The organism is Acinetobacter sp. 22323 (assembly GCF_052044895.1).
Lineage (GTDB): Bacteria > Pseudomonadota > Gammaproteobacteria > Pseudomonadales > Moraxellaceae > Acinetobacter > Acinetobacter schindleri.
Genome location: NZ_JBQEOL010000007.1, coordinates 20,193 through 34,399 on the forward strand (window position 1 = coordinate 20,193; position 14,207 = coordinate 34,399).

General features: G+C 42.0%; 15 protein-coding genes. 11 read left to right on the top strand and 4 right to left on the bottom strand.

Annotated elements, in window-relative coordinates; genetic code table 11:
• The first annotated feature begins 146 nt into the window (after window positions 1–146).
• Window positions 147–1,823, top strand: a complete 1,677-nt coding sequence (locus ACTJIX_RS06120; protein WP_008305159.1) for an AMP-binding protein — start codon at window positions 147–149, stop codon at window positions 1,821–1,823.
• 51 nt (window positions 1,824–1,874) lie between these two features.
• Here the strand turns inward: ACTJIX_RS06120 and ACTJIX_RS06125 are convergent, their stop codons facing one another.
• Entirely contained in the window at window positions 1,875–2,273 is a 399-nt protein-coding gene (locus ACTJIX_RS06125; protein ID WP_004810189.1) for a hypothetical protein, read from the bottom strand.
• Between the two features lie 99 nt (window positions 2,274–2,372).
• Here ACTJIX_RS06125 and ACTJIX_RS06130 point away from each other — a divergent pair, with 99 nt between their 5' ends.
• Complete coding sequence (locus ACTJIX_RS06130) at window positions 2,373–2,771, top strand: MAPEG family protein (RefSeq protein WP_004810187.1); 399 nt, start codon at window positions 2,373–2,375, stop codon at window positions 2,769–2,771.
• Between the two features lie 121 nt (window positions 2,772–2,892).
• Window positions 2,893–3,429: an inorganic diphosphatase gene (gene ppa, locus ACTJIX_RS06135; RefSeq protein ID WP_004281037.1), complete on the top strand. Its 537-nt coding sequence runs from the start codon at window positions 2,893–2,895 to the stop codon at window positions 3,427–3,429.
• A 99-nt stretch (window positions 3,430–3,528) separates the two neighbouring features.
• On the opposite strand, the gene ACTJIX_RS06140 is transcribed toward ppa, so the two are convergent.
• The gene (locus tag ACTJIX_RS06140) at window positions 3,529–4,854 is read right to left on the bottom strand and encodes an OprD family outer membrane porin (RefSeq protein ID WP_004810184.1); all 1,326 of its coding nucleotides are present in this window, start codon (window positions 4,852–4,854) and stop codon (window positions 3,529–3,531) included.
• A 509-nt stretch (window positions 4,855–5,363) separates the two neighbouring features.
• Between ACTJIX_RS06140 and ACTJIX_RS06145 the strand changes: the two genes are divergently transcribed.
• From ACTJIX_RS06145 to ACTJIX_RS06155, 3 genes are all read left to right on the top strand, one after another.
• Window positions 5,364–5,681 carry a TorF family putative porin gene (locus ACTJIX_RS06145; RefSeq protein ID WP_004810182.1) on the top strand — a complete coding sequence of 106 codons (318 nt, stop codon included), beginning with the start codon at window positions 5,364–5,366 and terminating at the stop codon, window positions 5,679–5,681.
• A gap of 143 nt (window positions 5,682–5,824) precedes the next feature.
• Complete coding sequence (locus tag ACTJIX_RS06150) at window positions 5,825–6,127, top strand: hypothetical protein (RefSeq protein ID WP_004810179.1); 303 nt, start codon at window positions 5,825–5,827, stop codon at window positions 6,125–6,127.
• 372 nt (window positions 6,128–6,499) lie between these two features.
• The gene (locus ACTJIX_RS06155; RefSeq protein WP_111810655.1) at window positions 6,500–7,282 is read left to right on the top strand and encodes a TorF family putative porin; all 783 of its coding nucleotides are present in this window, start codon (window positions 6,500–6,502) and stop codon (window positions 7,280–7,282) included.
• Between the two features lie 60 nt (window positions 7,283–7,342).
• On the opposite strand, the gene ACTJIX_RS06160 is transcribed toward ACTJIX_RS06155, so the two are convergent.
• The gene (locus tag ACTJIX_RS06160; RefSeq protein WP_111810654.1) at window positions 7,343–8,830 is read right to left on the bottom strand and encodes a YifB family Mg chelatase-like AAA ATPase; all 1,488 of its coding nucleotides are present in this window, start codon (window positions 8,828–8,830) and stop codon (window positions 7,343–7,345) included.
• Window positions 8,831–8,894: 64 nt separating this feature from the next.
• A complete protein-coding gene (locus tag ACTJIX_RS06165) occupies window positions 8,895–9,122 on the bottom strand; it encodes an accessory factor UbiK family protein (protein ID WP_004810171.1) in 228 nt (75 codons plus the stop codon).
• A 276-nt stretch (window positions 9,123–9,398) separates the two neighbouring features.
• On the opposite strand from ACTJIX_RS06165, the gene glnK reads away from it, so the two are divergent.
• From glnK to ACTJIX_RS06190, 5 genes are all read left to right on the top strand, one after another.
• Window positions 9,399–9,737, top strand: a complete 339-nt coding sequence (gene glnK / locus ACTJIX_RS06170; protein WP_004281042.1) for a P-II family nitrogen regulator — start codon at window positions 9,399–9,401, stop codon at window positions 9,735–9,737.
• 59 nt (window positions 9,738–9,796) lie between these two features.
• Window positions 9,797–11,206 carry an ammonium transporter gene (locus tag ACTJIX_RS06175; RefSeq protein WP_004810169.1) on the top strand — a complete coding sequence of 470 codons (1,410 nt, stop codon included), beginning with the start codon at window positions 9,797–9,799 and terminating at the stop codon, window positions 11,204–11,206.
• A gap of 139 nt (window positions 11,207–11,345) precedes the next feature.
• The gene (gene nrdR / locus ACTJIX_RS06180; RefSeq protein WP_004810168.1) at window positions 11,346–11,813 is read left to right on the top strand and encodes a transcriptional regulator NrdR; all 468 of its coding nucleotides are present in this window, start codon (window positions 11,346–11,348) and stop codon (window positions 11,811–11,813) included.
• A gap of 2 nt (window positions 11,814–11,815) precedes the next feature.
• The gene (gene ribD, locus ACTJIX_RS06185) at window positions 11,816–12,904 is read left to right on the top strand and encodes a bifunctional diaminohydroxyphosphoribosylaminopyrimidine deaminase/5-amino-6-(5-phosphoribosylamino)uracil reductase RibD (protein WP_004810165.1); all 1,089 of its coding nucleotides are present in this window, start codon (window positions 11,816–11,818) and stop codon (window positions 12,902–12,904) included.
• Window positions 12,901–14,193, top strand: coding sequence for a DNA adenine methylase (locus ACTJIX_RS06190; protein WP_004810163.1), 1,293 nt, complete (start codon window positions 12,901–12,903; stop codon window positions 14,191–14,193). Before ribD ends, ACTJIX_RS06190 begins: the two co-directional genes overlap by 4 nt.
• The last annotated feature ends 14 nt before the right edge of the window (window positions 14,194–14,207 follow it).

The following is a 14,207-nucleotide window of genomic DNA, read 5'->3' on the forward strand; positions in this document are numbered from 1 at the left end:
TAGCATCCATCAATCGAAATACGTTATATATGAACAACGATTCGACAAGATGGATGCATTATTGCGCATAAACAAGTTAAAAAATTAGCGCAATATTGAAAAAAACAGTTGAGATTCTAAGGATTATGATTGGAGAGAATGGCATTATGGAAAAGATTTGGTTCGCTGAATACGAGAAAACAGGGATTCCACGCACTGTAGAACTGCCACCAGAAAACACTTCATTAGTTGATATTTTTGAGCGTAATTTCCAGAAGTTTGGCTCACGTGATGCCTTTATCTTTATGGATAAAGTAATGACGTTTAACGAGCTGGAAGAAGCTAGTCGTAAATTTGCAACATATTTACAGAGCTTGGGGCTTGCAAAAGGTACACGCGTGGCAGTGATGATGCCAAACGTGTTGCAATATCCGGTCGTGGCATTGGGCGTATTCCGTGCTGGTCTGGTATTGGTCAATGTAAATCCACTTTATACTTCACGTGAACTTGAACATCAGTTAAATGACTCTGGTACAGAAGTACTGGTGATCATTGAAAACTTCGCTTCTGTATATCAAGCAATTATTGGCAAAACACCAGTGAAGCACGTCGTTGTTGCTTCTGTAGGTGATATGCTGGGTGCACTTAAAGGTACGCTAGTTAATTTTGTGCTACGTTCTGTACGTAAACAGATTCCAGCATGGGATATTCCAGGTCACATCAAGTTCAATGCTGCGCTGAACAAAGTCAGCCCAACGAACTATAAACGTCCTGAACTGACTTTAAGTGATACTGCTGTACTGCAATATACTGGTGGTACGACAGGTGTTTCTAAAGGTGCTGAACTGACACATCGCAACCTGGTTGCAAACATGCTGCAATGTGATGGTATTTTCCAGAGCAAATTCGGTGCACAAGATGGCCAGCCAGATGACCGTATTTTCTGTGCTCTACCGTTGTACCATATCTTTGCATTCATGGTGTGTGCACTGTACGGTATGTATAAAGGTCAAGCCAATGTTCTGATTCCAAATCCGCGTGATCTGCCTGCGGTAATTAAAGAATTACGTAAATACCAGCCAACGTTCTTCCCGGCAGTGAATACTTTATTCAATGCATTGATCAATAATGAAGACTTCAAACAGCTGGATCACAGTCGTCTGAAAATGGCGATGGGTGGTGGTATGGCGGTGCTGCCTTCTACTGCAGAAGCATGGAAGAAAGTTACAGGCACTAACATCATCGAAGGTTATGGTTTATCAGAAACTTCTCCGGTTGCAACTGCAAACCCGCCTGCATCTGAAGAATTTAGCGGCACCATTGGTATTCCATTGCCGTTGACTGAAGTTGCAATTTTAGATGACGATGGCAATGAAGTACCATTGGGCGAGCAGGGCGAGATTTCAATCCGTGGTCCTCAGGTGATGAAGGGTTACTGGAACCGTCAGGATGAAACTGACAAAGTCATGATTAATGGTTACTTCCGTACCGGTGATATCGGTGTGATGAACGATCGTGGTTATGTGAAGATTGTAGATCGTAAAAAAGACATGATTCTGGTATCTGGTTTCAACGTTTATCCTTCAGAGATTGAAGAAATCGTTGCGAAACATCCAAAAGTGCTGGAAGTGGCTGCTATTGGTGTACCAGATGAGAAATCAGGTGAAGTGCCTAAACTGTTCGTGGTGAAAAAAGACCCATCTTTAACAACTGAAGAAGTTCTGGCATTCGCAAAAGAAAATCTGACAGGTTACAAGCGTCCGCGTTATGTAGAATTCCTGGATGAATTGCCAAAATCTAACGTAGGTAAAATCCTGCGTAAAGATCTACGCAAAACAGCTTAAAAGCTGTGTAAAAAAAGCGCCTTTGATAGGCGCTTTTTTTATGGAATCTTTTTAAAGTTGGGCAGATTTATTCTTTTCCATCCACCAGCGGTCGAAGTAGCGACGACCAACGCCTACAATCCCGACGAAGATAAACAGGCTAATGAAGTGACGGTTGAAACCAGGGCGGTAGAACTCGCCATAGCTGAGCACATTATCAATCAGGCAATATACTAAAATAATCGTCAGCCAATGCCACAGGGTATAGCGCTTGATGCCCACTGCATAAAAGGCAATCCATAACATCACAAAGGTGAACAGAGCTGACCAGATATTCATATTGGCGGCGATGACACTGAGTAAAAATGCCACGATCGGCAATACAATTTTCAGGACGCGATCCACTTGCAGCTGATGTTGACGCTGGCGTTCCAGTACATCCAACATTTCTTTTTGATCGGGACTGACCATCGTGAATCCTTATGTGGTTGCTAAAACACCCTATTTAACAAAATTTATTCACGAAATGCCATGCTATGATACAGATAAAATTTTCATGAGAAAAATCAGATGCAGAGCATTAGTGGGATCATTTATCTCATTTTAGCGGCTTGTCTGCTACCTTATGTGTTTACCATGATTGCTAAAAAAGCTGGAGGCTTTAAGGCTAAAGATAACCAGAATCCGCGTGATTTTTTAGAACAGTCTACCGGTGTTGCAAAACGTGCTCATGCTGTTCAGCAGAACAGTTTTGAAAGCTTGCCGCTGTTTATTGCAGCTGTCCTGATGGCTGAATATCTGGTCATGCCGCAAAGTCTGATTATGACTTTTGGTATTGGTTATCTGATTTTCCGGGTGCTGTACGGTATTTGCTATCTGGCAAACTGGGCGACATTGCGTTCCATCATGTGGTTGCTTTCCATGTTATGTCCGATTGCGTTATTGCTACTGATCATCAAACTAATTTAGGTCAGTCCAGCCATCAATCGCCTGATTAATTGTTCGATATTTTTAAACCGAAAAAAATCTGCAAAAAACCGTTATAATTGTCGCGGTTTTTAAAAGATTTAACTTGTTAAAGAGTGATGCTATGAGCTACAGCAATATCCCAGCGGGTAAAGATGCACCAAATGACATCTATGTAATTATTGAAATTCCTGCAAACGCAGCACCAATCAAATACGAAATCGACAAAGATTCTGATGCGCTATTTGTAGACCGTTTCATGGGTACAGCAATGTTCTACCCAGCAAACTATGGTTATGTTCCAAACACTTTATCTCTAGATGGTGACCCTCTAGACGTATTGGTTGTGACACCACACCCAGTAGAGCCGGGTTCTGTTATTCGCTGCCGTCCTGTGGGCAAACTGAACATGGAAGATGACGGTGGTGTTGATGCGAAACTGGTTGCAGTTCCACACGACAAATTGACACCGATCTATAAAGATGTTCAGGAATATACTGATCTTCCTCCATTATTGATCAGCCAGATCGAACACTTCTTCCAGCACTACAAAGACTTGGAACCAGGTAAATGGGTTAAGTTAAGTGGTTGGGAAGGTGCAGATGTTGCGAAACAAGAAGTACTAGACTCAATTGCTGCTTATGCAGAAGCAAACAAATAATTGCTTTGCTTTTCCATTTAAGTCTTTAAACTTTTAAAGCTTAAATAAAAAAACCTGCACAATGTGCAGGTTTTTTTGATTTAAAGCATCGTCAGGACATTAGAATAATTTCACCGGGATGTCTAACCAGATACGCCATTCATTTGTTGAGCTGATAGCATTACTTACATAGTTGCCAGAAGCATTATTGTAAGTATCACTTGCGCGCAAGTATGAGTGACGTAAGCGTAAGTTTGCATCTTTGAATGCACCAGATTGAACCGTATATTTCACTTGGTTAAAGAATTCATGTTCTTCAGCTTGGTCGATAATTTGTGCTGGATTATTTATTTCGGCTACATCAATATCCCAACCATAAACGAATGCTGTTGTCCAGTTTAGACCTGGAAGACCATGGTTTTTAAAATTATAGTTGTACTGTAAGCCAACAGATTTTTCATCGTTACCCTTAAAGTCGGATAAGTATGAGTTTGGTACATAAATGCTTTGTAGACCATCTGCGTTGTAAGCATAGTCGTAACCTATGTTGCCCGCATTATCTTGGTATGCAAGCATCAAATTGTGTGCATCTCTGTTATAGCTTGCAGATACACCCCAAATTGAGTTAGTCAATTCTTCAGTTGCACTGCGTGGATCAGTGGTTGCTGCTCCAACTTTCCATTTAGTATTGTAACCCATTGCCTCTAAAGTTACGGTCGCACCATTTGCTGTAGGAAAGCTGTAATTTACATTCCCATAGTGACGATCTAATTTATCTTTAACGTCTACCCCATAATAAGAGGCATTAACTTGGTCGTTAAACTTGTATTTCGCGCCCCAGAAAATAGCACTGTCCAAATTTTGTTGGTCTGAGCTGATATCATTAGACCATTGATTTTTAGTGAATTTACCACCGATTAACGTCAAGTCTTTAATTTCGTTACTTTCAATATAAAGACCAGTGTAGTACTCAGGGGTTAAACGAGCAGTATTACTTGCAATTACTGGAATTTCAGATACTTGCGTACCATATTTAGCCGTTGTGTTTGATACGCGTGCTTTGACATAAGCACCTCCACGTGCCCAATGATCATAGGCATCTTTAGTTCCATCGGCATTATCTTGACTATGCGTTGGGATCATTTGGTTACCAGTATGCCCATTTTTACCGAGTTTAAATGAAGCATCACCAATGATACCTGCACCAAAACCAACAATACCTTTGGTAAAGCCAGAATCTAGATTAATTATTGCTGTTTGAGCTGCAGAGCTTGTATCATCAACACCATTTTTTTTATCACGGCTTAAGTAACCCGTACGGAATAGAACTGTGCCTTCAGCATCTTCTACAAAGCCTTTTGCTTCACTTTGTTCGCTTGCATAAGCTGTAGAGATCAGAGCAGCTTGTACCAACACTGCTAATGTAAGTTTCTTTGCGTTTAACATGGGGAGAGAGCCTCATATATGTTTTTTTGTACTGCATCTGCTTAAAGCACACGCAGAAATTAACCAAATTGTATAATTAATCTGATAAAAAATATCGTTTTTATGACATTCTTTAAACTAAAGTTGAGTTTTTTTAACCTATTATTCACAATCACGCTATAGTTTTTAGTATTATTTTTTTCCATAAGGTAAAATTAATATTGAAAACAATAAGATAAAAATAAAGTTTTTATAATGTAATATTTTTAATAATGAAGGGCATGTTTCAGAGCTCATATTGATTTTTTTTAATTTGATGTTATGTAAGGTTAAAACTGATTAAAAGATTCTATAAGCTGTTTTGTCCACTTTAACAATACTTTAAATTTTTCCTTTATACTGCAATTCACTATTTAGACTAGTTCACAGTCATCCATTTTCATTTTTAAACCTTTTGGTAAAAATTTATTATTCACGTTTTTCATATTCTTAACCCCCCGTTTATTCAAACCTGGTAAATGAGGGCATGTATGTCTCAACTGCCAAAACTCGGTTTGCTTGTGCTTCTTGTTACCATGACTTCAGGTGCTTTTGCTGAAGATACCCAAAATCTATCTAGGGGTGAACTTAGCGCAATTATTGGTGTCATGAACAAATATATTTACCGTGGTGGTGAGGAAAATGATGATCCATTGGTACAGTTTGGACTGGAATATACACACAACAGCGGGAGATTCCTGGGCTATTGGGGCTCAACCTTAAATTATGATTCTTCTGATGCAAATCAGGATCATGGTTTTGAGCATGACTTTTATATTGGTTATGGCCGAGCGCTGAATGAGAACTGAAGCTACTAATCCTAGATCGTATCTTATTACTATCAAAATGATGGGACAGTTTATAGTAAAGATGGCCCAGATAAGCGCGTACTACTGATTTTGAGATACTGAATGACGTGTTTTATAACGACCTGAGCTTAGGTTTAGATGTCATGCTGACAGATCTTAACTATGCAAATGCAGAAGATGTTTATCTCAGTGCAGCTTATAGCTATCTATTACCGCAAAACTTTAACCTGAATACGTCAGTAGGTGCTTCCCTGTATAACGCTAGCGGTGATGATCAACTGATTCAGACCACAGAAAGCTTTAGTTTTAATGAAACACAGATTGGACTAAGTAAAACAGTCGCAAAACGAATTGAATTAAGTCTGGACTATGTCTATGGCGGCAAAGGTTGTGATGACATAGATTTCGATAATCATATTGTCGTAGGTGCAAACTTTAATTTCTAGGTTTTGCTGAAACAGGGATTGCAAGGTGTGTCATATTGATTAAATATTATGCACCTTTTTTATGCATAAAAATTTATCTATATAAAATATAGCTTCAAAAAGTAGCAAGTTGTAAGCGAATATTTAGACATACAGTGGAATAGCGCAAGTACTTTATTTTTCAGTTTTTTCTTAATTTTATCGTTTAACCTAAACCAATTTAAATTTTAATTTTTAATATATATGATTGAAATCAAATATTTATATAAATAAAAAAACTTTTATAGCTAATTTGAATTTTCCTTTTTATGGGTTGGCATAGCTATTGCAAAGCCTAAGTTGAGTTTAAAAACACAACTAAAAACGTCTGCGGACGGTTGGGGGAATCTAACAATGAAATTCACTTTAAAAGCTTTAGCAGTTGCAGCAGTAGCTTCAGCATCCAGTTTTACTTTTGCAGATGAGCCTACATCTCCGCACTCAGTATCTGGCAATATCGGTGTGTTATCGAGCTATAACTTGCGTGGTATTACAAATACACCTGAAAATAAAGATGCCACAATTAATGGTGGTTTAGACTATAACCATGCTTCAGGTTTTTATGCAGGCTGGTGGGGATCAACCCTAAGATATGTGAATACAGATGAATTTTTAAATACTGACGGTGTTCCTGTAATTGTTGAAACAGGTGAAGTCACTAATGCTTTCGAAAATGATTTCTATGCAGGCTATAGCGGTTCAATCAATGATGACTGGGGTTATACAGCAGGCGTAACTTATTATTACTATTATGATATTGGTACCAAAGATGCAAATGGCTTTGAAACCATGTTGGGTTTGACTTATAAAGATTTAGGTATCACTGCACAAACTTTGCTAGAAGATACTCTTTGGGGTAATACAGGCGATACTTATCTAAAAGCATCTTATAGTTATGCATTACCAAAAGATTTTAGTTTGGATACTGCATTAGGCTTATATATTTATGAGGAAAGTGGTGACTTTATTGAAGACTCAACAGAGAGTTTTGGTTTTCGTCATTTCGATATCGGTTTAAGCAAGCCACTTGCTGATACTGGCTTGACTGCAAGTATGAACTATATTTTCGGTGGTTATGACCGTAATGATATAAAACAAAAAAATAAAGTTGTCCTAGGTCTAGGTTACAGCTTCTAATTGTTTAATAGAAAAAAGGCGACAAATGTCGCCTTTTTTTTATTTTTATTGTCCAATCGTTTAGCTTTGCTGACCTCGATAAGATAAAGCTTCCGATAAATGCTGAGGCTGAATTTCTGAATTCTCAGCTAAATCAGCTATACTTCGTGCTACTCGTAATACCCTATGATAAGCACGGGCAGATAAATTTAACTTTTGTTGGGCAAGTTCAAACATTTTACTGGTCTGAGCATTTAGTGGCGCAAATTGCTCTAATTCTTTTGGGTTTAATGCCATATTCAGCTTGTTCTGTCTTTGTATTTGCAGTTCGTAGGCAGTTATCACACGCTCCCTAACGGTTGCAGAATCTTCTACCGGTTGTGTAGATTGTAATTCATGAGCTTGCAGAGGAGGCACATCGATATGCAGGTCAATCCGATCCAGTAATGGCCCAGAAATCCGGTTCTGATAACGCTTGATCATTTCTGGAGAACACTGGCAGCGAATATCCTGATTAAAAGCATAACCACAAGGGCAGGGATTCATCGCTGCAACCAGCTGAAAGTTGGCTGGGAAAGTAATTTGTCGAGAGGCACGCGAAATTACAATTTCCTTAGATTCCAAAGGTTGACGTAATACTTCAAGGACTTTCCTATCAAATTCCGGCAGTTCGTCGAGAAATAACACACCTAGATGTGCCAGCGTAATTTCACCTGGTTTAGGATGCGATCCTCCACCAACCAGGGCAACTGCAGACGCAGTATGATGTGGCGCGCGGAAAGGACGTTGTCCAAAAGTATGACTATTATTGGCAATAGAATAAATACTGGCGACTTCAAGATTTTCTTCAGTATTGAGAGGCGGCAAGATACTGGCTAGCCGAGAAGCCAGTAAAGTTTTACCGGTTCCAGGAGGTCCTCTAAATAATAAAGAATGTCCACCTGCAGCAGCAATTTCCAAAGCCCGTCTTGGGCGCAGCTGGCCTTTGACATCGGCTAAATCAAAGCGAGAATCTGAGTGATTCACCTGTGGTCGGGCCTGCATCTGGACTAAAGGTGCGAGTCTATTTAAATGATCACAAACTTCTTTTAGATGAGCAGCGGCAAATACCCGGAAATCAGGTAACTGACAGGCTTCCTGAGCATTTTCCTTAGGTAGAACCAGTTCATGCTGCGATTGTTGACAGGCAATCGCAATACTAAGCGTACCAGTGATGGGACGGAGTTGACCATCTAAAGCAAGTTCACCGATGAATTCCATACCATCAGCACAGTTTTCGGGTAATTGCCCCGATGCCATCAGAATCCCTAAAGCAATCGGTAGATCTAAGCGTGAACCGTCTTTGGGCAGGTCAGCAGGAGCCAGGTTAATAGTTAAACGTTTGGTCGGAAACTGGTAGCCACTATTTAAAATAGCAGAACGAACCCGATCCTTACTTTCCCGAACCGCCGCTTCGGGCAGTCCAACAATAGTTAAGGAAGGCATGCCCTGACTGACATGAACTTCCACTTCTATTAAAGGGGCATGCAGTCCCAGCAATCCCCGGGTATGAATTTTAGCAAAAGACATTTATTGTTCCATTTTGGTGCGTTATTATTGTTCGTTATTTGTCTTTTATGCACTTCACTGGTGCTTATTTTTTGTTCGATATCTTTTCTTCAAGTGATTCAACTTGTTTGAGCAACTCATTTAAACGCTGATTGGCCTGATTTAAGGCTGTACGCTGACGTTCAATTTCCTCTTTTGAAACCAGATCCATTTTACTTACTGCTTCGTTTAATAAAGCCCGAAGATTATGTTCCAGATCTTTTTTTGGTTCTTCGATTTGCTGCAAGATTGCTTGTAATAAAGTTTCAATCATTGTGTGGTCCATAGAGATGGAAATAAGCGCACAGTTTAACACCGCAGCAATCAAGACTATAGTATTTCAGACAAAATATGGGATTAATCGATAATTATTATCATAAAAGACCACATAAAAATGACTAAAATTTGAAGATTCAAAAGATTTATAAGTATAAAATAATATTCAGGGAAACCGCATGTCGAGCTTTCTAATTTCCCCCGACCTTAGAAATCTTGGCATGAAATTTGAACATAAAACCTTACTGGTGAAATAAGCCGAAGGAAAACAAACATGAAGCTCGTAACTGCAATTGTAAAACCTTTCAAATTAGACGATGTGCGTGAAGCATTGTCTGAAATTGGCGTTCAAGGCATCACTGTGACTGAAGTCAAAGGCTTCGGTCGTCAAAAAGGCCATACTGAACTTTATCGTGGCGCTGAATACGTTGTTGATTTCTTACCAAAAGTCAAAATTGAAATCGCGATCAGCGACGAAATGGTTGACGCGGTAATCGAGTCAATTACGCGTGTAGCAAGCACAGGCAAAATTGGTGACGGAAAAATTTTCGTAACAAATCTGGAACAGGTCATCCGTATTCGTACAGGTGAAACAGGTGCAGACGCTGTTTAATTTGGCACAAAGTTTGCTGAGTAGCGAATAACTCACAAAAACTTGGTTGGGGGATACGAATGAAAAAAATACTACTCGCGTTGGGTCTGTCCAGCGCACTTTTGGGCGGTTCTGTTGCCTGGGCTGAAGAAGCCGCATCAGCAGCCGTTCCTACCGAGGAAGTTGCTTTAGTTGATGCAACCGCAACTCCAGATATTACAGAAGTTACTGCTGTGGAAGCAGTAGAAACAGCGCCGGTTGAAGAAGCGGCAGCTGCAGAAGAAGAAGCCACACTCGATACAGGTGACTCTGCCTGGATTTTAACGTCAACAGCCCTAGTTCTACTCATGACCATTCCAGGTTTAGCCCTGTTCTATGGTGGTATGGTACGTAAGAAAAACGTACTGAGTACTATGGCACATAGCTTTGTAGCAGCTGCAGTAGTCAGCATTGTCTGGGTCGTGATTGGTTATACCCTGGCATTTGGTGAAGGTAATGCCTTTATTGGTAGCCTAGATAAATTTATGCTGTCCGGTATTACGACTGAAGCGCTGTCAGGTACCATTCCTGAAATCCTGTTCGTCATTTTCCAAATGACTTTTGCGATTATTACGGTTGCCATCATTAGCGGTTCTATTGCTGAACGTATGAAGTTTGGTGCTTTCATCGCATTCATCACACTTTGGGTGATTCTGGTTTATGCGCCAATTACTCACTGGGTATGGGGCGGCGGCTGGTTAGGCAGTGACGGTGCATTGGACTTCGCTGGTGGTACAGTCGTACACATTAACTCAGGTGTTGCAGGTCTGGTTGCGGCCTACATGCTGGGTTCGCGCATGGGGCTAGGACGCGAATCTATGGCACCACACAATCTGACGCTTACTGTAGTCGGTGCAAGCTTACTATGGGTGGGCTGGTTCGGTTTCAACGGTGGTTCAGCATTGGGTGCAAACGGTTCAGCAGGTTATGCACTCGTGGTTACACAAGTGGCAGCAGCAGCAGCAACGATCTCTTGGTTAATTACTGAAAAAATTGCACGTGGTAAAGCATCTGTATTAGGTGGTGCATCGGGTGCGGTTGCAGGTCTGGTAGTGATTACTCCAGCAGCTGGTTTCGTGACTGTAGGTGGTGCTTTAGCGATGGGTCTCATCGGTGGTGTAGTATGTTTCTGGGGTATTACTGCACTGAAACGTATGCTTAAGGCTGATGACTCTCTAGATGCTTTTGGTCTGCATGGTGTAGGTGGTATTGTCGGTGCGATTCTGACTGCATTCTTTGCCAGCGAATTTATCATGGGTGACGGTGCACCAACCAATGTAATGCATCAATTATGGGTACAAATTGAAGGGGTACTGGCAACAATCGCTTACTCTGCAATCTTGACCTTTATTATCCTGAAAGTGATCGATCTGATCATTGGTATCCGTGTTTCTTCTGATGATGAGCGCATGGGTCTGGACTTGAGCCAACACGGCGAACGTGTCGAATAATCTGCTAAAACAATAATCAATATATTGTGTGAAACAGCCCGTCAGGGCTGTTTTTTTTCTATATATTGCGTAAAACTCTACAAAGTTCAGAATTTTTGCTACACTCGGAAATCATCAGGATTTGTTCAATTAAACCGCTATGCATTGCCCATTTTGCAATACACCAGACAGTAAAGTGATCGATTCACGCCTGGCCGCCGAAGGTTGCCAGATTCGCCGTCGTCGTGAATGTGTCAGTTGTAATGAACGCTTTACCACCTTTGAAAGTTATGAAGTGGTAATGCCGCGGGTCATCAAGTCTGATGGCAAGAATGAACCCTTTGATGAAGCCAAATTACGCCGTTCTCTTATGCATGCCTTGCAAAAACGTCCTGTGACACAGGAACAGATTGAAACGGTGCTTAGCGATATCCAATTGCAGATTCGCCGTCTCGGTGAACGTGATGTCAAGTCACGCACTATTGGTGAAATCGTGATGCAGTCTTTGTTTGCCCTCGATCATGTTGCTTATGTACGTTTTGCTTCGGTGTATCAGGACTTTCAGGATGTCGAAGCCTTTCGTCGTCAGATCGAACAGATGCAGCAACGCGGCGAATTACAAGAATAAGCATGATTGAAATAACTCAAGATCAAATCTGGATGCGCCGTGCCATCGAACTGGCACGTCAGGGCCAGTATTCCACCAAACCGAATCCAAACGTTGGCTGTGTCATAGTTAAAGATGGCGTAGTAGTGGGCGAAGGTTTTCATCCCAAAGCGGGTCAACCACATGCTGAAGTCTTTGCAATGCGTCAGGCCGGTGAGCAGGCCCATGGTGCAACCGCTTATGTGACTTTGGAACCCTGTGCGCATTATGGGCGGACCCCGCCTTGTGCCAAAGGTCTGGTTGAAGCTGGCGTAGCTAAAGTCGTCGTGGCTTGTCCTGATCCAAATCCACTGGTCGCCGGAAAAGGTGTACAGATCCTGAAAGATGCTGGTATCAACGTTGAAGTGGGCATCTGTGAAGATGAAGCACATCCACTCAATTATGGTTTTCTGAAAGCCATGGCGACTGGGATGCCTTATGTGCGTGTGAAAATTGCATTAAGTCTGGATGGTCGTACCGCGATGGCTTCGGGTGAATCGAAATGGATTACCGGTATAGAGGCTCGGCAAGATGTCCAGCACTGGCGTGCGATTTCTGGTGGGGTAATTACCGGGATTGAAACAGTATTGGCCGATGATTGCCAGCTCAATGTCCGTAGCCTGAAAGGCGTTGATGACATCAGCAGGATTGTTCAGCCAAAACGGATTATTCTGGATCGCCAAGGTCGTTTGCCACTCACTGCTAAGATTTTGGAACAACCAGAAACGGTGATGGTGATGGGACCTTATCGTCAGGAACTGGCGGATCTCGGTGTGATCCAGCTTGAGATTCAGCCTTTAAAAGAATTATTACAGTACCTGGTTCAGCAGCATCAGATTTATGACGTGCTGGTGGAAGCAGGAGCGACTTTATCTAGCGCATTTTTACAGGAAAAACTGGTGGATGAACTCATCAGCTATGTTGCACCGACTCTATTGGGGCAAACTGCGCGTAGTATGTTTAATGCAGAATTCAGCCAAATGGCAGAACAACTTCGATTCAAATTGCAGGACGTGACCCGTTTGGGTGATGACGTGCGCTTCAGGTTAATTCCTTCTCAAGAGACACTATGAATTCAGAGTCTACGGTTTACCACAAACGTCGCCATGCGGCACGTACCACAGATGAATATCTTTTCCATCAGCTGGTTCCTTATCTGGGGAACAAACGCCGTTTACTACACTTAATTCTGGAAGCACTTGAGAGCACGGGAACCCTAAAACGTGAAGATGGCCGTGCGCCGATTTTTGCCGATTTTTTTGCAGGTTCGGGGGTGGTTTCACGTCTGGCCCGTCAGAATGGCTATCGGGTGATTGCCAATGACTGGGAACCGTATAGTCATGCACTCAATCATGCAGTTTTAGCTTGTACCGAAGCACCTGCCTTTAAAGAGCTCGGTGGCTATCAGAAAGCGATTGATTATCTGAACCGTTTACCAGAAGTCAAAGGCTGGGTGACACATAACCTGTGTCCACGCAATGATGAAATTTATGATCCGACCCGTGACCGTTTATTCTTCAAACGCCGTAATGGTATGCGTATTGATGCGATACGCCAGCAGATTGCCACCTGGCAAGCCCAAGGCGCAATTGATGATGTGGAAATGAGTGCTTTATTGGCACCACTTCTATATTCAGCCAGTTTTGTCAGCAATACTTCAGGCGTATTTAAGAGCTTCCATCATGGCTGGGGCGGTAAAACCCAGACCGCGCTGGAACGTATTGAATCGCTGCTTTGGTTAACACCAAGCCGTTTCTGTGAAGATAACAAGCATAAAGGTCCTGCAGCTGAAATGTGGTGTGTCGATGCCCAGCATCTGGCGAATCAGATGAGTGGCTTTGAAGTGGATGTTGCTTATCTCGATCCACCATATAACCAGCATGCTTATAGCAGTAACTATCATGTGTTGAATGCTTTAACCCTCTGGGATCAGGTGGATCTACCGACACCCGATACCAAAGGCTTTAAGAGCGGGATCGACCGTGCTTGGCGTAAAGAGCGTCCAAGTCAGTACAACTCGTCCAAGCATGCCAAGGAAGCCTATGAAACCTTGTTGGCAACCATCAATGCACGTTTTATTCTGACCAGTTATTCAACCGATGGTAATATCAGTGCGACAGATCTGTTGCAGGCCAATCTGAAACGTGGCCGTGTGACCTTGCTAACTCAAGATGTGCCACGTTACCGTGTCAGCAAGCAGCGCCAGTCCGAGCGTGCACGTGTACTGGAATTTATCGTGATTACCGACACGCATGCCAAGTCTGGGCCACCGATCCGTCAATTGTTGGGTCAGTTACACCATTATGCAGAACTGGGTGGTGTCGATACGACCAGTGTGAGTACGCAGCTAGCTCTCTGGTAAAAGCATAAAAAGGA